A 26,583-nucleotide genomic window follows, 5' to 3' on the forward strand; every position below is an offset into this window, starting at 1 on the left:
CAAGACATCCATGTGATATTTATACCAAGATCTGCAGCAAATTTCTGACACATGGGATTACTCGCTGTACCTGTTAGAAACATTGAGGACGTGATGAGGTTGATGTTATAACAACTTAATGTTAAATAGCCTCCTAGCTTACGGTGCGTTTCCGGTTTTTCTGGAACTGAATCGAAATTAAGGGCCATAGACTTCATGATCGGATAAATAATACCACCCCCTCTTGCAGTATTACTTGGAATAGCGGGTGCCAGTACAAGATCTGCAAGGCCCAATCCATAACCCAAACCTAGAGAGCTTCGGCCAAACACTCTGATAAAAAGGTAGGCAATTCTGCTTCCAAGACCCGTTTTTATAAAGCCCCTTGCGATGAAAAATGAAATGCCAATTAGCCAGATAACCTTATCTCCAAAACTACTTAAGGCCATTGAGATCGACTTACCCGGGTTTCCTGGTGCCAACACCCCTGTTAAAGCAACTATTGCGATAGCAATCATAGACATGGTACCCATGGAAGCTGCTTTTAAGATAATACCTAAAATAGTTGCTAAAAAAATAGCCAGCAAATGCCATGCTTCGGGCTTTACACCTTCTGGTACTGGTAAAAACCAGATTAACAACCCAAAAGCCAATGTAGCCAGCATCATTTTGTAGTTGATCTCTTTCATAATTTAACGGATTAGAGTGAATTAGATAATTAAAATCTTGCCTGAACCTGGCAAATAATCCTATTTGTATTGTACTGCGTTGTATTGGGGATATTTCTTTCGTATCTGTCCATTAGCAATCCCAATTGAACTCTAATGGCGTATGCTTCAGCAAAGGCCGCACTGATCATTGGAATATAACTTTGTCGGGAATTTCCCACTTGCTTAAAATCTGAATCGAGGTATTCATATCGCACTGCAAATTCCAAACTTTTGAGTCTAGCATTTTTAATACTGTAAGCCACATTTGGCAATACATAGATGCCGCGCATTGCATACTCACTTACCGGGATTACCAGATTTTCCTGGCCAAAGAATGCAACACTGTTTATCCCTTGTTTATATTCTGAAACAAGTTCTATACCCCACCGCTCATTCAGCTGCTTTTTATAATCAACATCGGCACCATAAGCCCATATTTTTTGGCCCATGTTTTTGCCAACTCCACCACTGGCACCCAACTGCGTAGTTTTACCTAAACCAACTACAATTCGGGCAGGAATTATTTTACCGTCGTCGTTATCACTTACCTGATTTCGGTTGTTGCCATTAAAAATACCTATATAATATTTTACAGGAACATCAGTATTTTTAATCTCTCCAAAATAAGTGGCACCTATTTGAAAGCTCTGCCAACTGTTTGAACCAAAAAGATAATATTGATTTGAATAATCAATGGAACGTACAAAATCAACAGGATAATTATCTTCCTGACCAAATTGAGGCCTGAACTGACCGAATTGGAAATTCACATAATCATTAATACTGTACTTAATGTATGCGTTTTCGAGCACTTTGTTTTGAGGGTTGCCTGTAAAATCACCAAAGTTGACCAGTATAACAGCGTTAATTCGATCGTTTATAGTAGCATTCAATTGTAAACGTGCCCGTTTTACAGAAAAAGAATTTCTGGAAAAATGCTCATCGCCGGCATGATGCATACCAGCAATATCAATATCGTCATCAAGCGAATAATTAAATTGAGTTTGCAGCATTCCTGAAAAATTGATCTTGGCTTTTTCAGAAACGGGAACGCTTATTCCTTGTGCTTTACTTAAAAGGGGGCTGCAAAATAAAAAGACGACCAGGAGGTGAGAACGACATTTCATAGGGATGATTTGTGTAAGTGTTTCTGTTAAAGCAAATTAATAAAAATTTGAAGTTAAAAAAAGTGTTCAGAGTTATTATTTTTAATAATGTATATCATTTTATTATAAAATGTTTCATTTTGAAAAATGTCCACGCTCATCTAAAGTAAAACAGCCCTGTCGCTATTTGCAACAAGGCTGTTCCGGAATTTAGCAATCGTTATTTCTAGAAATTTGTGAGGGCAAATACATTCCCTGCAAAATCTGCTACATAAAGGGTGTTTTCAACAACTGATAAATCAGCAAATATTGGAGCGCCCAGATTAATTTTCCTCAGTACATTTCCAGAATTTTCATCCAAGACATAGATATATCCATCAGAGGCTCCAAGAAGAAGCTTATTTTTATACTTAATAACTGAACATTCTACAGTAGCCGACTCGGGACCTGCATACGGAGCAGAATAAACAAGCGCATTGCCAGTAGTAGTATTCCACGTTTCTTGTAAAGTATTAACATCATAAGCAACAACTCCATGTTTAGCGGTTGGCATAATAATATGCTTATCTGTAACCAAAGGTGCTGCCATTACCTTAAATTCATAATTGGCATCAATTTTTTGAAGTGTCTTTCCGGTTTGAGGATCTAACACAAAAATGGCGTTCAGACCAGTGATGTATAATTTACCATTTACATACTTCCCGGTACTGCTTCTAAAACGCAAACCTTCGTCACTTCTTTTCCATAGTAATTTACCAGTTCTTTTATCATGACCGAATAGACTTTGCCAATTACTGCCGGTAATTATGACATCGCCCGCAATTGTCATCTTTTCAGGTGTACCTTCTCCTCCTCCCCACTCTTTATTTACCCAAATAGTTTTACCTGATTTAACCTCAAGTGCCTGGAAATAACCTTCAGCCCCTGTATAATAAATACCGTTCTCTGCTACCCCTGCAGAGATGTAGCCAGGCAAGCTCTTCATGCCCAGGTCTTTCTTCCAAACCAATTCACCAGATGATGCTTCTAGCGCATAAGTAAAGCCTTCCATATCTGTACATAGTACCAATCCGCGGTCATAAGCTATTTCATGTTTGATGGAGTTACGGGTTTTATAATGCCATAAAACTTTTCCACTCTGCGGATCAAGTGCTGTAATTCCGCAATTGATATTGTTACCATCATCTATTGTAGCCGCAAATAGTCGCCCTTCGGCAAACAGGGGTGCAGTTTTCCATATATTTCCTTTTATGTTACTTATCCATTTTAATGATGTTTCTGTATCAATTTTAAAAGACTGTTTCTGTATGTGCTGCTCGCCATCTGCAAAAACAACTTCGGTTTGTATTGTTAAAGGTTTCCCTTTTGCCAACTTAGTCACGGGTATTTTCCCTTCCCAATTCCAATCAGTATTTGCGGTCAAAGCTGTTTCGGCCAGCTTATTTCCTTTACCATCATAGATTATGCTCTTAACATTCATTACAGTAGTTTCACTATCGTAAACATTCGCATTTACGATTAGTGCTCCGTTTTTCACCTTTACCATATCCGACCCGGATGGAGTAGTTACCACCAGGTGCTTATGCAAATAAGTATAATGTGGTTTTACTTTTTTTACACCATTTTTATCAATTTCTATAGACAGGAATTGTCCTGCAGAGTTATCTATTCCCCCTTTATCAGGTGGTGCAGATGAAATGTAATGAATCCCTGTCTTTTCGCTTTTCCTTACAAAATTATTGTGCCAATGGCCATAAACCCATGCTTTTAAATTATTATCATTTAAATTGATAGAATCGTTTTTACCTTTTAAAATGAATTGATCGTTGTAAGTAAGGAGATCATGATTAAAGATAATTACGGGTTTGTTTTTATCTACAGCAGCAAGGTCATTTTTCATCCAGCTGATTACCTCATCCACTGTATACGATGGCTGAAAATCGCCAGACCTCATTGGAGTTACAATAAAATGTGCTGGTCCGGCATCAAAAGAGTAATATACCGGGCCAAACAAATTTTCAAACAGTTCCTCGCCATAAGCCCCTTTAACGAGGTCATGATTACCAATACAGTAAAAAATTTGCTTACCCAATGTTTCAGATGTAATCTGGTTGGCATGGAAGTTTAATCCCTTTTCGTAACAGATATCGCCGGTATGAACAATAAAGCTGATGCCCTGTTTTTTTGCATAGTTCTTTACATTCACAATCCAATCGTTGTACTTATCAGTCTCGGTATCCGTAATCTGAAGCATTTTAACAGATGTTCCGGCACTTGTAGGATCTTCAACTAAACCAAAATTATATACCTTATCTGTCGTCTCACCTACTTTGATATAATGTTTATCAGTTAGTTTATAACCAGCAGGAATAGTAATGAATATAAACCTCGTTTTTGAATGACCAGGCAGGTTAAAGCTACCCTCTTTATCTGTGCTTAATACATTTTGCCCATCAGATACGGCTACATTGGCTATACCCGGCTCAGATGTATCAGCAAGTTTGTTCTTATTTTTATCTAGAAAAACCTTTCCCTTAAATTGGGCATTTGCTATACCAACAAAAGATAAGTAAAAAAATAAAATCGCTAGTATTCTCATGGTTTGTTTGTGTGTAAATTTAAAAAGCAGCAGGCGATTAAACCTGCTGCCGGAGAGTGCTGTCATTTTAATATTATTACCAGCCAAACACTTGTTTTAAGGCCGGGTTAACTACAGTTTCACTTATTGGTATTGGCCTGTAATAATACTTTGGTTCAAGAAATGTTCTCGGCTGATCTCTATCGCGCGTAAATGCTACAAAACCAGAAGTGCCATTAGTAAGGTAAAAATTCTGGTCCTTACCGTCTTTATCTTTTAAGTAGTATTTAGATAGGTTCTTTTTCACATCCTCTGGGAGATTTGCGATCGCAGATTCATCATTAGGAGAGGTTAGAATTGCAATATCAGGTATACCATCTCCTGTAACATCCAATCCACCCATTGCCGGAACATACATCCCTTGCTGACTGTTTTGTAAAACTTTACCTACTTTCCAACGAACTATATCATCATACCTTAAACCTTCGCAAGCCATCTCCACCCTTCTTTCCCTGCGAATTTCAAGCAATACCGCTGTATTTGCTCCCATGGCATTAGGGTAAGTAGCTGAAAGTACCGGATCTAGTGCTACCCCCATGCTTAATGCAGGCATTTGCACCCTATTCCTTAACTTATTAATTGTCTGATCCAGGTCGGCTTGAGTAATCGTTCCGGATTCAGCCTTTGCCTCTGCATTTATCAAAAGAACCTCAGCATATCTAAATATTGGCAAGTCTGTGTAGTTCATTACCCAGCCTTGCATTAAATCAGCAGAACGGGGATAAAATTTAATTTGATTATAACCTCCAAGGGTTGGCTTTATTCTATATGGCGCCGTAGCATTATTCGGCCCTCTAAATGCCGGATTAATAATAGTTTCTGCCATACGAGGGTCGCGACCGGCAAACACTTCTGTATATAACTTGGTATTGTAGCCGGGTGTTGAGGTAAATGGAGAACCATCTGTTTTAAGATAAGTATCAGCCAGATTTTTACTAAGAGACCAGATATAGTCTAATACTGTATGGCTATTTATTCGCGGCTAAATTTGCACTTGAAAATAAGGCACGATAGTCTTCACCAGCCTTTCCTGTATTGTAGATAACAAAGCCACCGTCTTTTATAATTTGGGCCGTAGCGGTTATAGCAACGTCAAGAAAACGCTGATAGTCGTTTGTTAATGCTATCTCATCATGGTATTTCCTAAAAGTACCCTCGTGAAGCGCAAAGCGTGCCAATAAAGTAAGTGCCGCCCATTTGGTGACGCGTGTATTGCTTCCATCTGCTTTAATATTATTTGCGGCATAAGTAAGATCGTTCAAAACCGAATCGGCAACCATTGCTCGTGGATCCTGACCTTTATAAAGATTAGGATCTTCGGAATTTACAACCTTTGAAAACCATGGTACATTGCTATAGGTTTTGATCTTTTTAAAATAATAAAGGCCACGGAAAAAACGGGCAATACCTACATAATGATTAATTAGTGTTTGATCACCTTTTACCTGATTAATATGATCAAGCATATAGTTAATTTGACGCAAATCTGCCCAGTCCTTTTTATCCCAGCCACCAACGTTTGAAGATGATATGCCGCCTCTTACCAGATTATCAACCTCACCATTTGCATTATAGTTAGCAATATTATCAGAGTTAATATCATCGTACGAAGGGCTCAACTGCTTGTAAAAGCCATTGCTATATGTTTCGAGGTCTGATGGTGACTGAAAAAAGACGGCGTCAGTAATTTGTGTTTGAGGATTACGTTGCAAAAAATCCTTCTTGCAGGCTGTTATTGCTATAGCTATAAATCCTATTATAAGGATATAATTTATTCTTAGTTTCATAATACTTTCTGCTTGAGTTAAAAATTAAGGTTTAAACCAAAAGAAAAGGTTTTTTGGAATGGATAGACCTTACCATCGAGCCCTTCAGGATCCAGATTTGCTTTAATATGAGATACATCAAATATGTTTTCTGCACTGAAGTAAAGGCGCAGTTTATCCAGTTTTATCCGATTCGTTAAAGTTTTTGGCAGTGTATAACCAAGTGTTAGGTTTTTTAACCGTAAATAAGAAGCATCCTGCAAATATTTAGTCTGTGGATTTCCAAGTTCAGTAGCATCTTCTGCAATATAGGCTTTAACCCTCGGGAAGTAAGCATCTGGTGTTTCGGGAGTCCAGTGGTCAAGATTATGAACCTGAACATTGGCCCATGGTTGTGCATAAACGCCCCAGAAATAATGGTTGCTTGGACCAGGATACCAATCTCTTTTACCAACACCTTGGAAGAATACCCTTACATCAAACCCCTTCCAGCCTGCGTTCAAGTCTATTCCATATTGGTACCTTGCCCTATTATTACCAATGATCTTCTGATCTCCATGATCGGCAAGTGTATTTTTACCTTTATCTATTTTGCCATCACCATTTAGGTCCTTGAATTTTAAGTCACCCACATCAAATTTATACCCTGTATCATCAGCCCCAACAGCAGTTTGGTCAGCATGGTTAGCAAGTTCTTCTTTGTTCTGGAAAAAGCCTTCTGTTTCCAAGCCCCATATCTCTCCGATTTCTTTACCAACATAATGATCAGATAACAAACCATTTGGATTATCAAATCTGGTAATATACGAACGACTATCGCCCATATTAAATCCTATGTTATAGTAAAATTGGCTTTCAGCGAGCATAAATCTGTACCGGGTATAAGCATCAAAACTCAAATCAAAACGATTTTTGAGAAAGCTTACATCACCACCAAAGTTAATTGTTGATACCTTTTCCCAGGTTAAACTTGGGGCAACTGCTCCTGGAGGGAGAACTTGAATGGGTCTTTTGCCATCAAGAATCTGATCAATCTGCCCAGATGCCATAGAAGGAATGTATAAATATGAATCCACATCCTGATTACCCAATGAACCATAAGACGCACGTAGTTTTAATAAATCAAGTCCGATGCTTTCTGCTACAGGCTTAAAGAAATTTTCACCCGTTACTACCCATGCAGCTGAAGCTGAAGGGAAAAATCCCCAACGATCGTCGCTTGGGAAACGTGAAGTGCCATCATAACGGCCATTTAATTCCAGAATGTATTTATTATCAAAAATATAATTCAAGCGATAAAACCATCCCCTTACTGCCCAATCTTCAATTCGTTCACTACCGGTCATATCACCGGTTGCTAAAGAAATAGACGGTAGTGTATTGCTGATCAATCCCTTGCGTGTAACAGAATTAGTGGTACGATATCTATATTCCTGATTAAAGCCTGCCAATACTTGCAAATAGTGTTTTAAACCAAAGGTTTTATGAAAATCTGTATAAATGTTATAAATATTATGTCTCACAAGCCTAGTATCATTTTGAGCCCAGGTTGGGTTCGAACCACTATAACTTATGGCCGAATTAGGTCCTGTTTTATATGGTACGGGTACATCAAACGATCTGCCTGCAGTATCTATTCTTCTAAAGGTAGCATCAGCCTTTAAATCCCATACATCCTTTACCAGTTCAGCTTTGGCATTAAATGTTGTTTGAAAATTATTGCTTCTGGTTACACTACGTCCGCCACTTTGTAATCTTCCCAATAGAGCGGCACCGGTCGAGGTCCAGCTTCCATCAGGGTTCTTTGGAACATCAAGAGAACTCTGCCTGTTAACATTATGAAAGAAGCCTTCCCCGCCATAAACAGATTCATCATAAGTGCTAGACATAAAAGAGGTATTATTACCAAGAGTTAACCAATTCCTTAGCTTATAATCTGCTTTTGCTCTTAAATTATACCGATCATAGTTATCATTTCCGTAGCGCAACATTCCTTTATTTGTGAAATATTCACCTGAAGTATAATAGCTTAGTTTTTCGTCTCTTTTAGATATGCTGAAATTAGCGCTATAAGTTGGGGCAGTGTTATGATACACCTCATTCATCCAGTTTGTAGATCCATAATATGCCCATGCATTAGGATCTGTTGGCGATATAATTACAGACGGAAGAGAAGGATTTTCTGAACGTTGTCTGGCATACTCTCTTACATTTTCTGGAAACAGGTTGTATAGCGGATAAGCAGCATCGTGCTTAAACTCCATGGTCTTAAGGGGATCAGTTACAATATCAGGAACCTTACCCAAGGTACGTATTGCGTAATAAGTATTTGCAGATACCTTAAGATCGTTACTCTTAGCAGTTTTTGTTGTAATCAAAATTACGCCAAAAGCTCCTCTGGCACCGTAAATTGCAGCTGATGCTGCATCCTTTAAAGTCGACACACTCTCTATGTCATTAGGATTTAAAGCCATTAATTCATCGGCAGTAAATGGCACATTATCAACCAGAATATAAGGTGATCCGCCATTTAGTGATGTATAACCTCTGAGGTTAAAAGCTGGTGCTTTATTAACCTGTCCACTTGAAATAGTTATATTAAGGTTTGGAATTAGTCCCTGTAAACTAGCCCCTACGCTTGAAAAAGGCCTGTTTTCGATTTCTTTACTGGTTATTCCATCAACTGCACCGCTCAAATTTATTTTTTTCTGTGTGCCATATCCAACCACAACAACTTCATTCAGAATCTTCTGATCGTCTTTTAAAACGACATTGATCTGTTGTTGTGTACCTACAACAACTTCCTGAGTGGTTAAACCCATATAAGAAAACACTAAAATATCAGCAGAGGACGCTACATTAAGTTCATAAACTCCATTTACATCAGTAGTTACAGAAGAAGTGGTCCCTTTAATCTGTACCGTTACTCCTGGCAATGGTATACCAGTTTCGTCGGTTACTTTTCCCTTTATCAATTGCTTCTCTCCAGACAATTCATTCCTCTTCCTGAAGATCACAATATTTTGATCTATCTCCCTATAGGAAAATGGCGTCTGATCTAATAAACGTACAAGCACTTCGGTTATCGGCTCGTTAGATACGTTTATCACAATTCCTTTTACCTTTCGTAATTCATTGTTGTTATAAGAAAAGTCAAGCTTACTTGTTTTACTGATCTTTTCAATTGCTCTTTCTAATGATTCGCCATTAAGGTTGAGAGTTACCCTAACATCTTTAAGATTCTGGCTAAAAACAGTTTCTGCTAAAAGGGTTCCGGCAGAAGTAAGTAAAGTAGCAAACACTATTAATCCTACCTTCATTATCTTAAGAATTAGTGTAGTAATGTTTTTTTTCATATTTTTAATCGTTTTATAGTTTAAATGAAACACAAAACAGCCATACGGAAGATTTTTCGACGAATTACCCGCATGCTGTACATTTAGATCAGTATCTGCTCCAACAGGTACTGATCATTATTTTTTCTGGTCTAATTACACCCGTTTCCTGTTATCAGTACCTCCTTTTCTTTAATTTGATAAGTAATTCCCTGAATCAGGGCGATTAGATCTAAAGTTTCTTTAAGACTTTGTTTCGCGTTAATGTTGAAGGTATTCTGGCAATTCTTAAATAATTCCTTGTCATAATCTATTTTAACTCCGTATGCATTTTCAACAGCGAGAACAGCCTCTTCAAAATACACTCCGTTTAAATTAACTTTGCCATTATTCCATTCTGTTTTTTCAACAGCCTTAGTTGTAAGTGTTTTCGGCTTGTGGGTAACTTTATTATACACCACCTCTTGATTGGGGGTAAGTACACTGATCTGTTTGTCATGATTACTAACCGCTACCTTTCCGGTTACAACAGATACTGAGGCTGTAGAGAGGCTTTTATAAGATTTAACAACAAATGATGTTCCCAGAACAAATGTTTTTAACGATGAGGACTCAACAATAAAAGGTACTTTTTCATTGTGAACCACATTAAAGAACCCCTCCCCGTCTTCCAGATAAACTATCCTTTTCGCTCCAAACTTTTTGGGATATTTTAAGGTACTAGCGGCGTTAAGCCAAACAGTGGAACCATCGGGTAGTGTAACCAATTGGGTTTTGCCCATAGGCACTTTAACTATTACAAAGTCGTTGGCTTTAAAATAAGAATTGTAATAAAACACGATACCAGCCGAGAGCAGAACAAAACTAATGGCCGCAGCCATTGCCAGCATCAATTTCTTACTTATACGTTTTTGCTTGTTTGCGGATTGTTTGTCATGAGCATACCTGCTTGCAGTAATGCGCGCAAGCATCTCCTTGCGTAACTGCTCTTTGTCATCCTGATCCTCAAAAAATTCTGAAGGATCGGAAATGCCAAATTCTTTATAGATTTCTTTTTTATTCTTAGCGTCCATTCTAAATACATAACGAACAAGAATTAAAGAGGTACTATGTAGAAATAAAATATTTTAATTAGCCTGATATTTAGACCTAAGTCTTTTAAGAGCACTCGTAATTTGATTTTTTACGGTTTGAGAAGAAATGGATAATTTGCCGGCTATTTCATTAACCGAAAGCTGTTCTTCCCTACTCATTAAAAATACCTTTCGCATTCCGGAAGGCATATCTTGAATTTCTAATTGCAATTGCTGTGCCATGTCCTTAGATACAAGTTGGTCAAACACATCATTATCTGCGAAAGGATGGGTCTTTATTGCTTCATCATCGTGCTTAATACGAAGTGTTTGCCTGCGATTAAGATCGGTAAGCTTATTTTTGAGGATCACGTAAATGTATCCGACAAATGTAGTGGTGATATTGATCGAATGACGTTTAACCCAGATGAGCATAAACAGATCATGTACAACATCCTTTGCCTCTTCACGGTCATTTAGTTTTTTACAGGCAACAGCGTACACCAAGTCCCAATAGCGTGCATAAATTTCATTAAATGCATCATCGCTATCATCTTTTAGTAAATCCAATAAAGCTAAATCAGTCAGGCCCTTCAAAAGATGTTGGTTTTAAAATCGTTTGGTCATCACAATGTATTAAAAATTTCAACAAAAGTAAAACTCTAAAAAAGCTTAAAGACTAACGATACATTAACTTTTTATTAACTTATGGAAACTATTTAAAATTTCACATCGCTCTGGATTTGCCCTGATTCTTAAGCTAAAACGGATGTGCTGTAACTTTAACACATTGCACTTACGGCATAAACAGAAGTTGTTTTATTATTTAAATAGTCCTAAATATATTTACTGAACTCATAAACCCACATCAAATGGTGGGATAAACATAATAGCATTACGTATTGTAACCCCAAGTATGGCCTGGCTTTTGCTATTGGTCAAAACATGAAACTGTTTTCGATATCTATCCTTTTTCTATTTTCTATTTTTACAAGTACGCAAGTCAAAAACACATCCGACGACTACACATGGTCTAAAGAGGAGCTAAAAATGGCCAACACCGCGGGCAACTCCAGTTACCTTACCGGGGAAGAAAAGGATCTGGTTATCTATATGAATCTGGCGCGTATGGATGGCGAAAAATTCTTTAATACTTATTTTCAGGATTTTGTGGAGGCACACAACAAAAAAGCCATGAAGTATAGCAACTATGATGAGCTTAAAATAACCACAAGTAATAAGTACTACCGGAGTCTGGCACAGCAGATTAGAGCGGTAAAGGATCTTCCAATGCTTTGGCCAGACGAGGCTTTAAGCATAGTAGCAAAACAACATGCAAGGGATATGAACCGCAACAATTTTAGCGGGCACAATTCCAGTGACGGAAGGTCGGTTAAAGATAGAATATCAGAGATTTACCCTAAAAGATCCAATGGTGAAAACCTTGCATTTGGTTTTTCTTCGGGTCTGGACAATATTTGTATGTTATTGCTTGATAAAGGTGTTCCAGATCTTGGACATAGAAAAATGATCTTAAATGATTCCTATGGGTTAAACTATATTGGGGTAAGTATTCAACCTCACAAAAAATACGGCTATTGTGCAGTAATTGATTTTGTGGCATTACCCAGGTAGTTCCTCGTCATCAATATTTCAAAAAGAACATATCGTAAATTTATTGTTAACAAATCGTTTTCAAAATACTTAGTTTTACTGCCTCTAATTAAAGGCAGTTGAAAATTAAGAACACAAAAGAGGTAAATCTTTACCTGGCACTGGCATACCGGTTTTTTATTGTATTGGTTTTATATACGCTTTGCAGATTGGGCTTTTATGCCTTCAACCATAGCTTATTTCAAGGCATTACTTTCTCTAAGTATCTTGTTATCCTATATGGAGGTGTGAAATTTGATGTTTCCGCCCTGCTGTACATTAACCTTATATTTATATTATTACATGTTATTCCCTTCACTTTCAGGTACAAGGAAGGATATCAAAAGTTCTGCAAATGGCTTTTCATTATCACCAACAGCATAGGTATAATGGCAAACTTTGCCGATTTTGCCTATTATAAGTATACCTTAAAGCGTACCACAGCAACAGTTTACAGTCAGTTTAAAAACGAGCAAAACAAGCTTAAACTATTAGGTGACTTTCTTGTCGACTATTGGTACCTTCTGATCCTTTTTGCGGTGTTTGTGTGGTTATTTATTAAGCTTTACGAGCTTGTTAAAATTAACAAAGCACCTCGTTTCACCTGGCCTGTTTATTTATTACATACCGCGCTTATGCTAGGTATAGCGCTAGCCTGCCTTACTGGAATTAGAGGCGGCTGGGGTTTTGGAACTAGGCCAATTACACTTAGTAATGCCGGTGAATTTGTGGATACACCTGATCAGATGAACCTGGTTTTAAATACACCATTTTGCATATTCAGAACACTTAAAGCTTCTAAGTTAAAACCTGTTCATTTTTATGATGAACAGACATTAAATTCTATTTACAATCCGATCCACATCCCTACTGATACCGGTAAGTTTAAGCCGCTCAATGTAGTTTTTCTAATTATTGAAAGTTTAGGGAAAGAGCACGTGGGAAGCCTAAATACTGATCTGGACGGAGGAAAATACAAAGGCTATACTCCTTTTCTTGATTCTTTGATTTCCCAGAGTTACACCTTCACTCATACCTATGCCAACGGCCGCAAATCTATTGATGCTTTGCCTTCTGTTATTACGGGTGTTCCAAGTATCAGAGAGCCCTTTATTCTTTCCATCTATTCTGGCAATAAAACTACCAGCATTGCTAAGCTATTAAGTGATAAAGGATATGAGACGGCATTTTTTCATGGTGCCCCAAATGGTTCAATGGGTTTTTCATCGTACACCCACCTTGCAGGTATAAAACATTACTTCGGACAAAACGAGTATAAAAACACTGGTGATACCGATGGTACTTGGGGAATTTGGGATGATCCTTTTATGCAGTACATGGCGCAAACCATGAATACCTTTAAACGGCCGTTCTTTTCAAGTTTCTTTTCTTTATCATCTCATCATCCGTTTAGGTTACCGGATGAATACAAAGGCAAGTTTCCTAAAGGCCCTCTTCCGGTACAGGAAATTTTTGGCTATACAGATATGGCTTTGCGCAACTTTTTTAAAACAGCGTCAACTATGCCTTGGTATAAAAACACCTTGTTTGTCCTTTGTGCAGACCATGCAACTGTTTCTTACTACCCTGAATATCAAACAACACCAGGATATTTCTCAATCCCAATTGTGTTGTATTATCCGGGCGGAAACTTAAAAGGAAAAGCTGATAAAGTTGTGCAACAGATAGACATCATGCCAACCGTATTAAACTATTTACATTACGATAAGCCTTATTTTGCATTAGGTTTTGATGCATTTAAAGAAGGTAATGATAACTTTGCTGTGAATAATAACGATGGTACTTTTAGCTTTTACCAGGGCGATTATCTGTTAATTAATGATGGGAAAGAAAATAACGCTTTGTATAATTTAAAAACAGATCGTTTAACAAAAAACAACATTCTGGAAAAAGAACCGTTAATTGCAGAGAAAATGGAGAAATACCTGAAAGCATTTATCCAGCAATACAATAACAGGATGATTGAAAATAAACTAACAGCAAACTAATTGCATGAGGAAAGCCTTATTAAAAATAATAGATTTCTTTTATCCTCCATTCTCTCGCTGGCTACCCATTCATACATTCAGATACATGGTGTCTGGCGGCACCACTGCAGCCACTGGAATTGTAGTATATTATATTTGCTATAACTGGGTATTGCATCAAAAAGATGTTCATCTCTCTATACCTTTCTTTCCGAACCTAATTACTGCACCAACAGCAGCTTTGGCCATAGAATCTGTAATTACTTTCTTTATTGGTTTTATATTAAATAAGTATTTGATTTTTACAAAATCAGACTTAAAAGGACGGATCCAGTTGTTTAGATATGGATCTGTAGTAGCTACAAATATTCTGCTCAACTATGCCCTGCTTAAGGTGTTTTTATCTTTCGGATTTTACCCAACTATTTCCAAGATTATTATTACCACTATTCTAACTGTTTTCAGTTATTTTTCTCAAAAGCACTTTTCGTTTAAAGTAAAAAAGTAGTTCGCTGTGTCTATAATCCAATTAATTTTACTTGTTTAAAGCCTGTTATAGCCTTAACTTAGACGCTTCATATTCAATTTTAGAAATGAGCGATTTTAATGACTTTAATAATCCACAAGTAGCTAAGTTGCCAACGCATCTAAAGCAATTTATTGTAGAGCAACATTACGAAAGATATACGCCAGTCGATCAGGCAGTATGGAGGTATGTGATGCGTCAAAATTATAGCTATTTAAAACATGTTGCTTATTATCCATATATAAAGGGCTTACAACGGGCAGGTCTTAGTATTGAACATATTCCTGATTTGCAAAACATGAACGACAATCTTGGCAAAATAGGCTGGGGTGCAGTTACTGTGGATGGATTTATTCCACCTTCGGCATTCATGGAATATCAGGCATACCGTGTACTTGTTATTGCAGCCRATATCCGTCAGATTAATCATATAGAATATACTCCTGCTCCCGATATTATTCATGAGTCGGCAGGTCATGCACCAATTATTGCGGATACTGATTATAATAATTACCTAAGTTATTTCGGCTCTATTGGTGCCAAGGCGATGTTCTCTTCAAAAGATTTTGACTTGTACGAAGCTATACGACACCTCTCTATATTAAAAGAGGCTGCCGATGTTCAGGAACAGGAAATTGCAAGGGCTGAACAGCGCTTACAACAAATCTCTGAGGATATGGGCGAGCCTTCAGAAATGGCTTTATTGAGCAGATTACATTGGTGGACTGTAGAGTATGGCCTGATAGGCACCTTAGAAAACCCTAAGATTTACGGRGCTGGCCTGCTATCATCAATTGGAGAAAGCTCCTCGTGCATGAAGCCCGATGTAAAAAAATTATGGTATAATAAAGACACCATAAATTACCCATACGACATTACTAAGCCACAGCCTCAATTATTTGTAACCGAAACTTTCCAAAATCTGATTGATGTTTTGGAAGATTTTGCAGATACAATGGCATTCAGGCGCGGAGGTTCAGAAAGTATTGTTAAAGCTATTGAATGTAAAAACCCGGCAACTGCTGTTTACAGTTCTGGTTTACAGGTAACTGGAGTATTTACAGATATGGGTATCGATCAGAATGATGAGCTTACGTTTATAAAAACCACCGGACCATCGGCCCTTGCTTTTGAAGGTCAACAACTTGAAGATCATGGCAAATTTCATCACAAAGATGGTTTCTCATCGCCGGTAGGTAAACTGAAGGGAATGGATACGCCGCTGGAAGATATGGACACATTTCAATTATTGAAATGCGGTATCAAGCCTTTTAATCTGGCCATCCTGGAGTTTGAAAGTGGTATTTCTGTAAAAGGTATTGTTAAGATCATCCATCAGAAAAATAAAAAAACTTTCCTTATCAGGTTTGAAGATTGTACAGTTAAGGAAAGTAACGGAAATATACTTTTCCAACCAGACTGGGGCGTATACGACATGGCTGTTGGTGCGACCATTGTTTCTGTATTTAATGGTGCGGCAGATAAAGGTTCTTATGAGGAAATTACACATGTGAGCGATAAGCACACTCATAAAGTAAGTTACGACGAGAATACACAAAAGCTTCATGACATCTATAAAAGCATGCGTTTGATAAGAGAGAACGAGGCAGGCTTTGAGCAATTACCTGTTTTGTTTGAAAAAATAAAGACAGAACATCGCCAGGATTGGCTTTCAGCACTTGAAATGCTTGAAATTTTACACCATAAAAAACTTTTCCCCGAATTGGAAAAAGAGGTCCGCAATTATTTAGAGCTTAAGTCTGAGAACGAAGCTGAACATAAAAAACTGATTAATGATGGATTACATGTAATCGAAAATCCCGTTAGTCAATTAATCACTGAAGAAGATAATTAATGAATATAGTATTAACCGGTGCAAGCAGCGGAATTGGTTTTGAAGCCGCTTTAGAATTTACATTAAGTAGTGAGAACAAGGTAGTATGCATTGCCCGGTCTTCTGATAAGTTACGTAAACTTTTGGAAATAGCAAAAGGCATTAATCCTGATTGTACACTGCTGCCCGTAGAGTTTGATATTGTAAATGACGACTATGCGGCCCTAATCCCCTTTTTAAAAGAAAGACTTGGCAAGGTTGATATTCTAATAAATAATGCTGGCGCATTAATTAATAAACCATTTCTGGAAACTACTCATGCTGATCTTTATGAGATGTTTGAAAGCAATGTTGTGGGGCATTTTAGTATGATCCAAAACCTAATTCCTTTGATGGGTGAGAGTAGTCATATCGTAAACATTGGCAGTATGGGTGGGTTCCAGGGAAGTGTTAAATTTCCGGGGCTTTCGGCCTATTCTTCGAGCAAATCTGCTTTACATACTTTAACTGAATGCCTGGCATTTGAACTGGCAGAAACTGGTATTAAGGTAAACTGCCTGGCTCTTGGTTCTGCGCAAACAGAGATGCTTGAGCAAGCATTCCCGGGTTACCAATCGCCGGTTTTAGCTTTCGAAATGGGTAAATATGTCGCTGATTTTGCCAGAACAGGACATAAATTTTTTAACGGAAAAGTAATTCCTGTTGCGGTAACAACGCCATAATCAACAACTTATCAACATTTTTAGGGTTCAAAGATAATTTTAATATCTTTAACCCGATTGATATGAAGAAAACCATTATTCTATTCAGTGTAATACTTTTAAGTTTTACGGCAGCTAAGTCGCAAACTTCTATACCCGTTCAATTTCAGGAACTGGTGCATAAGCTTAGCCAGGAAGTACCAGATCAGGATAAGAAATCAGCAATCAATGCTTCGCCAAATCGCTTATTGGAATTTGCAAGATCTATGCTTGGTATCCGGTACCGCTCGGCTTCCAGTAGTCCTAGCAAAGGTTTTGACTGCTCCGGCTTTGTCAATTACGTTTTCAGCAATTTTGGTTTTAAAGTGCCTCGTTCATCCAGAGAATTTGCAACAAGTGGTGAAGCCAAAAAGCTAGAGGACGCAAAAATTGGAGATGTAATCCTGTTCACCGGAACGAATAGCAGATCAAGAACCCCCGGCCATGTTGGGATTATCTATTCTATAGATGGAGATGAAATCAAATTCATTCATTCTTCTTCGGGAAAGAAAAGAGGAGTAACAATTACCAGTCTGGATGATGGTTTTTACAAAAAACGTTTTATAAAAGTAATCAGTATCCTATAGCAATACTATCTTTAGCGCGTCGTTCACCTTGCCCTGCGCCAGCCACTCTTTAGCAAGTTCATGGAGCTCACGTTCACGATTATTAGCATCACCAATAGTTGCGTCTAAAATCTCCTTAACATCTGGTACATTTCTGAATGCGTCAATTTCATCGTCAGTTGGTAAATGTTCCATATTACCAAGTTTCCCTAGGTCGTTACCCGTTAATACAGTTGAATTACGAACTGCTTTAGGTAATGCGTCCACACCTATTCCAAGTGTTGTTAATGGCTTAGCTACTTTAAACAAATTTTCTGGTGTCACCCTGCAATACCAATCGCCCCCTAAGCGTGCTACAAGATCAATTTTCGCCTGATCAATTTTCCCCTCTTCGTCTAATATCTCTTCTTTAATGTGAATTAGCTTTACCTCGGCCAATATAAGGTTCCCTGCCCCTGGATTTTCTCCCAGGTGAATTACTTCCCTGACCACACATTCCATCTGCACAGGAGCCTCTGCAACCCTTGGTGGCTTAACCAATTGTGAAGGGAGCATGGTAAACCCGGCCTTTTCAAATTCATTTATTCCTTTTGGGTATTCAGTACTCGCTAAACTGGTTTGCTGTACCATAGGATAATTTACAATATTAATAACACACTCCTTAACCTCTAATATGTTTTCGAGTGTATGTTTGGTTGTATTGTCCCGTACCCTTCTTGCCGGAGAAAATATACACAATGGCGGGTTGGTACTAAACATATTAAAAAAACTAAAGGGGCTCAAATTAATATTTCCAGCCTGATCGATAGTTGTGGCAAAACAAATTGGTCTTGGTGCAATTGCATATTGCATATAGTTCTGCAATTGCATAGGGCTTAAATCGGAAGTATTGAGGGTTAGCATAAAGTTATTGATTGATATATGTTATGTCATCACGACAAGAGCCCGTCATCTCTCCTATCGTCGAGATGACGTAGACATACGAGATGACGTAGCCATAATAGTCGAAAGGAAATAATTACTTCTTCTTCAAGGTCAAAATAGAAAAATCGGTATCGACCTTCTTAATGGTATTACTTAAATGACCAAGACCTGTGATTTCCATTTCTACAACATCACCGTCCTGCAGCCATTGAGGCTTAAAATTTGGGTCATTTAATAATCCTGTACCATTCAATTCAAGAAAACATCCTGTTCCAACAGTACCGGATCCGATTACATCGCCTGGTAAAATATCTACACCATACGCGCAACGTTCAATAATTTCAGCAAAAGTCCAGTCCATATCTGCCATGTTTCCTGCAGACACTTGTTTACCGTTCACGGTACATGTCATTTCAAGATTATAAGTATTACCAGTGTGTCCTGATTTAGCTGAGGTTTTGTATTCTAACAACTCATCTGGAGTTACCAGCCATGGTCCTATTACGGTAGAAAAATCTTTGCCTTTGGCAGGCCCAAGATTTAACAGCATTTCTTCCATTTGTAATGTTCTGGCACTCATATCATTCATAATGGTAAAACCAGCTATATAATCATCTGCCTCTGCAGCTGTAATATTTMTTCCTTTTTTGCCTATTACTGCGGCTACTTCCAATTCAAAATCAAGTTTTTGGAAATGATCGGGCATACATTCAATTTCGCCGGGACCCTGGATGGCATTATGATTGGTAAAATAAAAGATTGGATATTGGTCAAACTCCGCAATCATATCAACTTTACGATTTCTTCGGGCAGCAGCTACATGCTGACGAAATGCATAACCATCTCTGCACGAGGCTGGATGAGGTACCGGAGCAAGCAATTCAAAAAAAGCTTCCTGCTTTGGTGACAGCTCTCCTGATTTGATCTGACTATCAACTTTTTTTGCACGGCCCATCAAAACTTCACCACCTTGCAAAAAGGCATTCATCTCATCAGGCAATTGTTTATCGCATGAATTTAAATTGTAAATGTGTCCGTTTACAAAAACACCAAGGTGTTCTCTGTCTTCTGTTTTATAGGATACCAGTTTCATATGATCAATAGTTTTTTGTAGTTATTCAAATCTATATAAAAAATAAGGCAAACAGACTAAATAATTTTCGCAGAGAATTATCGCCTACAATTTGTTGATTAGCAGATTAAATACTTAATTTAGCCACCGCAAAAGAAAAATGATACAAAGCAATTTTATATATCAGAGTCAGATAGCCAGGCAAGCATTGGCTTCATTTAGATATGCCATGCTTTCCAAAATCATTTTCGCGCAATATTCCCTTTAAGCTCCAAACCATCCTGCTTTATTTAAAACGTTTTGCACGTTTTAATCGTTATTAAATTACATTTTAACCAAATACCTACTGCTATGCCTATATATCATACCTTAGGAACTATACCTGCTAAACGCCATACTGTTTTTCGTAAACCAGATGGTAAATTATATGCAGAAGAATTAGTCTCTACTGAAGGGTTTTCAAGCCTATATTCACTCGTTTATCACTGCCATCCACCTACTATTGTAAAGTCATTAGGAGAACCATATTCTGTAGAGCCTAAGATTGCCCGTGAAAAACATTTACGCCATACCAGTTTAATCGGTTTTAATATCAAACCTGAAGATGATTATTTACAAAGTCGTAAACCAGTATTGGTAAACAGTGATTTACACATTTCTCTGGCCGCTCCAAGAAAATCAATGACCGATTATTTCTATAAGAATAGCCAGGCAGATGAGGTAATTTTTATACATGAAGGTACCGGCACCTTAAAAACAGGCTTTGGAAAGATCCGCTTTGAATATGGCGACTACCTGGTAGTGCCACGGGGAACCATTTATCAGATGGAATTTGATGACGAAAAGAATCGTTTGTTTATTGTAGAAAGCTTTAGCCCTATCCGATCACCTAAGCGCTATCGTAATGAATATGGACAATTAATGGAACACTCCCCTTATTGCGAGCGGGATATTAAGCGACCAACAGATCTGGAAACCATTGATGAATTTGGTGATTTTAAGGTGCTGATTAAAAAACAAGGACTAATGTATCCTTATATCTATGGAACCCACCCTTTTGATTTTATAGGATGGGATGGCTTTCATTACCCGTGGGCATTCTCTATTCATAACTTCGAACCAATTACTGGTCGTTTGCATCAGCCACCGCCTGTTCATCAAACATTTGAAGGACACAATTTTGTGATCTGTTCTTTTGTGCCCCGCAAATACGATTACCATCCCCTTTCTATACCTGCTCCTTATAATCATAGTAATGTAGACAGTGATGAAGTACTTTATTATGTTGACGGAGATTTTATGAGTAGAAAGCGCGTAGTTAAAGGCCAGATTACTTTACACCCGGGAGGTATTCCGCATGGCCCACATCCGGGTGCAGTAGAAAAGTCTATAGGCAAGGAAAGTACAGATGAGCTTGCAGTTATGATAGATCCTTTCAGACCATTAATGCTTACTGAAGATGCAGTTAATATTGAAGATGAAAGTTATCATAAAAGCTGGCAGGAAAATATCGAGTAAAAAATTCAGCTGTTGCCCGCTTCCTCAAAATCTTGAAGGGAAGATTTTGTATGTCAGTTCACAACACAGAATTTTTTAAGGAAAAAGAAGATAAAAACTAACTTATTATTCAAATAATACTAAAATGACTACACAAACATTTGCAGAAAAGATTGCCAAAGCGCAAGATTTTCTTCCTATAAATGGAACAGATTATATAGAGTTTTATGTAGGAAATGCCAAACAGGCTGCGCATTTTTATAAAACAGCATTTGGCTTCCAATCATTAGCATATGCAGGTCCGGAAACAGGGGTACGTGATCGGGCATCTTATGTACTGCAACAAGGAAAAATCAGATTGGTATTAACAACGGGGTTAAAATCTGACAACCAGATTTCTGAACATGTAAAAAAACATGGTGATGGAGTTAAAATATTAGCCTTATGGGTAGACGACGCTTACAGCGCTTTTGAAGAAACCACCAAACGTGGCGCTAAGCCATATTTAGAACCGGTTACTAAAACTGATGAGCATGGTGAAGTACGCATGTCAGGTATTTATACCTATGGCGAAACGGTACATATGTTTATCGAGCGTAAAAACTATAATGGTTCCTTTTTACCGGGATATCGGGATTGGGAAAGTGATTACAACCCCGTTGATACGGGTTTGCTTTATATAGATCACTGTGTTGGCAATGTGGGCTGGAACCGAATGAATGAAACTGTTAAATGGTACGAAGATGTAATGGGTTTTGTAAACATTCTTTCGTTCGATGACAAACAGATCAACACAGAATATTCAGCCCTGATGAGCAAGGTGATGAGTAATGGGAATGGCTACTCTAAATTCCCGATCAATGAACCAGCAGAAGGCAAAAAGAAATCGCAGATCGAGGAATATCTGGAGTTTTATGAAGGCGAAGGGGTGCAACATATTGCTGTAGCAACTAAAGATATTTTAGCTACGGTAAAGGAATTAAAAGCTCGAGGGGTTGAGTTTTTAAGTGCACCCCCTGAAGCCTATTACAATATGATGCCAGAACGAGTTGGAGAAATTGATGAAGAAATAGTACAACTAAAAGAACTTGGAATTCTTGTAGATTGTGACGAGGAAGGCTATTTGCTCCAAATATTTACTAAACCGGTTGAGGATCGTCCGACTTTATTTTTTGAAATAATACAACGTAAAGGGGCCCAATCTTTTGGTGCAGGAAATTTCAAAGCACTGTTCGAGTCTCTGGAACGCGAACAAGAACTAAGAGGGAACTTATAAAAAAAATAGTTACTTTCGGGGTTCAAGGCTATAATGTGCAAATGGAGATTAATAGAGTTAACAAGATAATGCTGTTTTGTATACATTTCAAAGCAGCATTTAAATTATTTCAAAAAAACGATCCATTACGTTTAGCTGGGGCCACCGCTTTTTTTGCAAATTTTGCACTACCTCCTATCCTGATTATATTAATTAGACTTTTTGGGTACTTTATTGACAGAAAAATACTCGCTTCAAGAATGTTCGAGCGTCTGGCCAGTATTTTGGATGATACCAGTACAGGGCAAATCAGACAGACCTTAAGAAATATAAGAGGAATTGATCATAAATGGTATGCAACTTTACTCAGCTTTATTTTCTTCTTATTTGTAGCCACTACACTGTTCACTGTTATTAAAAATTCTATGGACCAAATCTGGTCTATTGCAAATAAAGAACATGCAGGGTTTATGTTTAAAATGAAGTTAAGGGCACGCTCAATGATAATCATTTTACTGGCCGGACTGTTATTTACGATGGGTTTTATAACCGATAGCATTCAGGCATTTATTGGTTCGTACATAAACACGGCCGCTCCTACTTTTGGAAAAATATTTCTTTCAATGTTAAATCAGCTTTTATTTATAGCCATTGTAATGATCTGGTTTACAGTACTGTTTAAATTTTTAACTAATGGCCGGCCAACCTGGAAAGCTGCACTAAAGGGCGGTTTGTTAACAGCGGTATTATTCACAATAGGTAAATATATACTAAGAATAATGCTTCCGCTCAGTGGAATAGGCAACATTTATGGTACTTCTGGTTCTATTGTTCTAATTATGTTGTTTGTATTTTATTCTTCTTTTATATTCTATTTTGGGGCTTGTTACATTAAGGTACTAAGTGATTCCAAAGAAACTCCTATACGCCCGATAAAAGGGGCGTTTGAATATGAAATAAAAGAAGTGTTAAAAAACACTTAGCATACCTGTGGTTTGGAAATCTGCTCAAACCCATGCATTTCAAATACTGCCAGCTTACTTAATAAATTGTAATGTAAAGTGCCAAAGAAGTTAACAATCCCATCTTTGTTTTTACCTTCAATACAAATGTTTTCTTTAACAATCTCCTGGTGTTCTAATTTATGATCAGCAAGAAGGACATCTTCATCCTGAATTTTCACATCATTTGCCTCGATTGAGAACTGATTTAGCAGCTTAGAGAAGCTTTGACCGTTTAGCAATAGTTCTTTGATATTCATGATCAATTTGATTTAAGTAGGGACGGAAGCATCATCAATTTTAAAGCCAAAAAGAAAGGGTAAATGATTTACATTTACCCTTTTATACAAAATGTGGAAAACTTTTATTTACTAGAACACCCTGTAAGCCAGTCCGAAAGTAAAAAGGCTCAGTTTGGTATCGTTATAGCCATCTTTTCCGATTTTAGAAAGCCCGGCTTCGTATCTTAGATCAAGACCTAAATTACCAATATCGACACCTGCGCCAAATTGCCAGGCGAAATTCTGTCCTTTAAAATTACCTTTAAATACGCTTCCTGCGGCTTGTCCAAATGACTGTTCATCGTCCAAAATAAAGGAAACTACGGGACCTGTATTTAACCTTAGGCCAACACCAGCTGCGCCAAGTTTTGTACCTATCAGTATAGGTACATCTAAACTGGTAAACTTAACTTTATTTTCTTCTCCTGAACTCGCTTTTAATGTGGTGTTTTTACCACTCAAATAAAGCTCTGGCTGCAAATGAATACCTGCTGCACCGATGCGGGTCCATATACCAGCATAGTAACCAGCCCTATTGTCACTGCTAAATGTATTTTCCGTACTTAATTTTGAAAGGTTTGCTCCGGCCTTTAAGCCCATTTGGAAGCTAGGCAACACCTGACTAAAAGCAACCAGATTAAAGCAAACAAATAATGCTGATAAGATTAATTTTTTCATATTAGAATGATTAGTATTTTATTAATTAAACGACTATTACTATGTAAAACTAAGAATATTTTTAATTTGTATCTAAATTACGTAGTTTTATCTTAAAAGATCAACACAATATCATTGTTGTCCTCTTATCCCTCATTATTATTACCCTGCTGTTTAATGGATTTTACATTTAATTTATACTCGATTGTTCTAATTTTATTTGGCACAGCTACTCTCCTGCTATCTTATTATATCTATAGAAAAGAAGGAGGAGCCGTTCGCTTTTTTGGCATTATGATGTTCTCAAGTGCCATATGGTCATTTGCGTATGGCTTTGAGTTAGCAAGCACCACAATTGAACAAGCAAAACTTTGGATAAGTATTGAGTATATAGGTATCTCTCTGCTTCCATTATCCTGGCTTCTATTCTGTTTAAAACTATCAGGAAAGGATCATTGGTACCAGAATAAAATAAATATGTTTATTCTAATTGCCACAGCAGTTATTCCCATATTAATGGTTTGGACAAATGATTATCACCATTTACATTTTAAAAGTTACCATATGGACACTACAGGGGATTTTCCAATGGTTGCTCTTGAAATGGGACCATCATTTTGGATATTCACTTTATATTTCTATCTGTTATTGGCTACTGGAAGCTACTTATTAATTATCACGTTTCGCAAATCAGACCCTATTTACAAAAGTCAAAATTATAGTATAATAATAGCTGCATTTATACCCTGGATAACAAATATCACCTATTTTTTGGGGTTCAGACCTTTCGGTCAACTCGATATTACCCCTTTTGCTTTTATTATTACAGTATTTTTAATCAGCATTGCCATCTATCGTTTTAAGCTCTTCGATATTTTACCTGTTGCAAGGGAAAAAGTATTAGAACTAATGCAAGATGGTTTCGTTATACTGGATAGCAAAAACAGGGTAATTGATTATAACTCTTCTTTTAGAAGATACTTATCAGATATTAAGAAAAGTAAAATAATAGGAACTCAGATTGAAGCGCTTTTTCCCGACCACAAAAAGCTTGCTGCATTGATTAAAGAAAGGCAATCGGGGAAAATCGAATTAAAAATAGAAAACCATAACGGATCATTTGAACTGGAAGCAGAAATCAGAACTTTAAATGAAAATCAGCTTAAATTAAACAGCGAGGCGGTCATTATAAAACTACAGGACCTTACTACATTAAGAAAGGAAGCGCTACGTTCTAAATCACAGACAACAGAACTTCAACAGCTTAATCAACTTAAAGACAGGGTATTTTCCATAATCGCTCATGATTTACGAGGGCCTTTGGTTAACCTTGGAGAAATCCTTAAAATGACCTCAGACGATGTAATTACTATTGAAGAATTCAAAACACTGTCGCCCACTTTAAGCAGAGACATTTTATATACCACAGAACTTTTAGATAATATTTTGCATTGGTCTAGAAGCCAATTAAAAGGTTATGGAATCGATCGGGACTTCTTTGATCTGAAAAATATCCTGGTCAATGAAATCAACTATCACTTACCAGCGGCAGAGGCAAAAAATATTCGAATAATACAAGATGTTTTTCCAGGTGAGATGGTTTATGCTGATAGACTGATGATACAGATTGTAGTTAGAAACATATTAAACAACGCCATTAAGTTTTGTAATGAAAATTGTGAAATACATATAACAGCTGTATACAAAAATGGCTTTATTGAACTTCGTATCGAGGACAACGGCGTTGGAATGTCAGAGATTGCACTCCAAAAAATACATAATGGAGATAACATATCCACAAGGGGTACAATGAATGAGAAAGGCACAGGATTAGGCCTGGTGATATGCAAAGAGTTTATGGAGAAAAATGATGGCAAACTTATAGTCAGAAGTGAACTGGGTAAAGGCTCTTCTTTTTGCATATATCTACCGGTAGATCTAAAGTAAAATGCCCGCAAGTTGCGGGCATTTCATTGCGTTTA

At 37.4% G+C, this 26,583-nt stretch carries 22 protein-coding genes; 10 read left to right on the forward strand and 12 right to left on the reverse strand.

From position 1 onward, the window contains the following. From AC1DDX_RS05635 to AC1DDX_RS05670, 8 genes are all read right to left on the reverse strand, one after another. On the reverse strand, window positions 1-668 hold a 668-nt coding region (locus AC1DDX_RS05635; RefSeq protein ID WP_477621849.1), incomplete at its 3' end, for an anion permease. A 29-nt stretch (window positions 669-697) separates the two neighbouring features. After that, on the reverse strand, window positions 698-1,816 hold the full coding sequence (locus tag AC1DDX_RS05640; protein WP_288880562.1) for a porin: 1,119 nt from the start codon (window positions 1,814-1,816) through the stop codon (window positions 698-700). Window positions 1,817-2,021: 205 nt separating this feature from the next. Then, window positions 2,022-4,394, reverse strand: coding sequence for an outer membrane protein assembly factor BamB family protein (locus AC1DDX_RS05645; protein WP_477621850.1), 2,373 nt, complete (start codon window positions 4,392-4,394; stop codon window positions 2,022-2,024). A 76-nt stretch (window positions 4,395-4,470) separates the two neighbouring features. Next, window positions 4,471-5,409 (reverse strand): RagB/SusD family nutrient uptake outer membrane protein, encoded by a 939-nt coding sequence (locus AC1DDX_RS05650; protein ID WP_477621859.1) that lies wholly within the window; start codon window positions 5,407-5,409, stop codon window positions 4,471-4,473. Further along, complete coding sequence (locus tag AC1DDX_RS05655; protein WP_477621851.1) at window positions 5,402-6,220, reverse strand: RagB/SusD family nutrient uptake outer membrane protein; 819 nt, start codon at window positions 6,218-6,220, stop codon at window positions 5,402-5,404. Before AC1DDX_RS05655 ends, AC1DDX_RS05650 begins: the two co-directional genes overlap by 8 nt. A gap of 17 nt (window positions 6,221-6,237) precedes the next feature. After that, entirely contained in the window at window positions 6,238-9,555 is a 3,318-nt protein-coding gene (locus AC1DDX_RS05660) for a TonB-dependent receptor (protein ID WP_477621852.1), read from the reverse strand. Window positions 9,556-9,686: 131 nt separating this feature from the next. Next, window positions 9,687-10,607, reverse strand: a complete 921-nt coding sequence (locus AC1DDX_RS05665; protein ID WP_172660745.1) for a FecR family protein — start codon at window positions 10,605-10,607, stop codon at window positions 9,687-9,689. A gap of 54 nt (window positions 10,608-10,661) precedes the next feature. After that, window positions 10,662-11,204, reverse strand: a complete 543-nt coding sequence (locus tag AC1DDX_RS05670) for an RNA polymerase sigma factor (protein WP_172660746.1) — start codon at window positions 11,202-11,204, stop codon at window positions 10,662-10,664. Between the two features lie 348 nt (window positions 11,205-11,552). Here AC1DDX_RS05670 and AC1DDX_RS05675 point away from each other — a divergent pair, with 348 nt between their 5' ends. The 6 genes from AC1DDX_RS05675 to AC1DDX_RS05700 all read left to right on the forward strand — a co-directional run bounded on the left by AC1DDX_RS05675 (window position 11,553) and on the right by AC1DDX_RS05700 (window position 17,935). After that, a complete protein-coding gene (locus tag AC1DDX_RS05675; protein WP_172660747.1) occupies window positions 11,553-12,242 on the forward strand; it encodes a CAP domain-containing protein in 690 nt (229 codons plus the stop codon). Window positions 12,243-12,340: 98 nt separating this feature from the next. After that, on the forward strand, window positions 12,341-14,269 hold the full coding sequence (locus tag AC1DDX_RS05680) for an LTA synthase family protein (RefSeq protein ID WP_337715666.1): 1,929 nt from the start codon (window positions 12,341-12,343) through the stop codon (window positions 14,267-14,269). Between the two features lie 4 nt (window positions 14,270-14,273). Next, the gene (locus tag AC1DDX_RS05685) at window positions 14,274-14,756 is read left to right on the forward strand and encodes a GtrA family protein (RefSeq protein WP_172660749.1); all 483 of its coding nucleotides are present in this window, start codon (window positions 14,274-14,276) and stop codon (window positions 14,754-14,756) included. 85 nt (window positions 14,757-14,841) lie between these two features. Then, entirely contained in the window at window positions 14,842-16,629 is a 1,788-nt protein-coding gene (locus AC1DDX_RS05690; RefSeq protein WP_477621853.1) for an aromatic amino acid hydroxylase, read from the forward strand. After that, window positions 16,629-17,330, forward strand: coding sequence for an SDR family oxidoreductase (locus AC1DDX_RS05695; RefSeq protein ID WP_172660751.1), 702 nt, complete (start codon window positions 16,629-16,631; stop codon window positions 17,328-17,330). The genes AC1DDX_RS05690 and AC1DDX_RS05695 overlap by 1 nt, the downstream gene beginning before the upstream one ends. Before the next feature lie 62 nt (window positions 17,331-17,392). After that, on the forward strand, window positions 17,393-17,935 hold the full coding sequence (locus AC1DDX_RS05700; protein ID WP_172660752.1) for a C40 family peptidase: 543 nt from the start codon (window positions 17,393-17,395) through the stop codon (window positions 17,933-17,935). On the opposite strand, the gene AC1DDX_RS05705 is transcribed toward AC1DDX_RS05700, so the two are convergent. Next, window positions 17,930-18,817, reverse strand: a complete 888-nt coding sequence (locus AC1DDX_RS05705) for a flavin reductase family protein (protein ID WP_337715669.1) — start codon at window positions 18,815-18,817, stop codon at window positions 17,930-17,932. The genes AC1DDX_RS05700 and AC1DDX_RS05705 overlap by 6 nt on opposite strands. Before the next feature lie 115 nt (window positions 18,818-18,932). Further along, window positions 18,933-19,931: a fumarylacetoacetate hydrolase family protein gene (locus AC1DDX_RS05710; RefSeq protein WP_477621854.1), complete on the reverse strand. Its 999-nt coding sequence runs from the start codon at window positions 19,929-19,931 to the stop codon at window positions 18,933-18,935. Window positions 19,932-20,261: 330 nt separating this feature from the next. Between AC1DDX_RS05710 and AC1DDX_RS05715 the strand changes: the two genes are divergently transcribed. The 3 genes from AC1DDX_RS05715 (at window position 20,262) to AC1DDX_RS05725 (ending at window position 23,645) form a co-directional block, all read left to right on the forward strand. Beyond that, window positions 20,262-21,428, forward strand: coding sequence for a homogentisate 1,2-dioxygenase (locus tag AC1DDX_RS05715; protein ID WP_288883787.1), 1,167 nt, complete (start codon window positions 20,262-20,264; stop codon window positions 21,426-21,428). Window positions 21,429-21,552: 124 nt separating this feature from the next. After that, window positions 21,553-22,683, forward strand: a complete 1,131-nt coding sequence (hppD, locus tag AC1DDX_RS05720; protein ID WP_288883788.1) for a 4-hydroxyphenylpyruvate dioxygenase — start codon at window positions 21,553-21,555, stop codon at window positions 22,681-22,683. A gap of 41 nt (window positions 22,684-22,724) precedes the next feature. Then, entirely contained in the window at window positions 22,725-23,645 is a 921-nt protein-coding gene (locus AC1DDX_RS05725) for a YihY/virulence factor BrkB family protein (protein ID WP_172660757.1), read from the forward strand. Here AC1DDX_RS05725 and AC1DDX_RS05730 read toward each other — a convergent pair. Further along, on the reverse strand, window positions 23,642-23,923 hold the full coding sequence (locus AC1DDX_RS05730; RefSeq protein WP_172660758.1) for a hypothetical protein: 282 nt from the start codon (window positions 23,921-23,923) through the stop codon (window positions 23,642-23,644). The two genes, AC1DDX_RS05725 and AC1DDX_RS05730, sit on opposite strands and share 4 nt — an antisense overlap. A gap of 111 nt (window positions 23,924-24,034) precedes the next feature. Further along, window positions 24,035-24,622 (reverse strand): porin family protein, encoded by a 588-nt coding sequence (locus AC1DDX_RS05735; protein ID WP_337715673.1) that lies wholly within the window; start codon window positions 24,620-24,622, stop codon window positions 24,035-24,037. Between the two features lie 156 nt (window positions 24,623-24,778). On the opposite strand from AC1DDX_RS05735, the gene AC1DDX_RS05740 reads away from it, so the two are divergent. Then, window positions 24,779-26,548, forward strand: a complete 1,770-nt coding sequence (locus AC1DDX_RS05740) for a sensor histidine kinase (protein WP_337715676.1) — start codon at window positions 24,779-24,781, stop codon at window positions 26,546-26,548. Window positions 26,549-26,583 lie beyond the last annotated feature (35 nt).

The sequence above is a fragment of the Pedobacter sp. 10L46_2 genome (genome assembly GCF_056395165.1).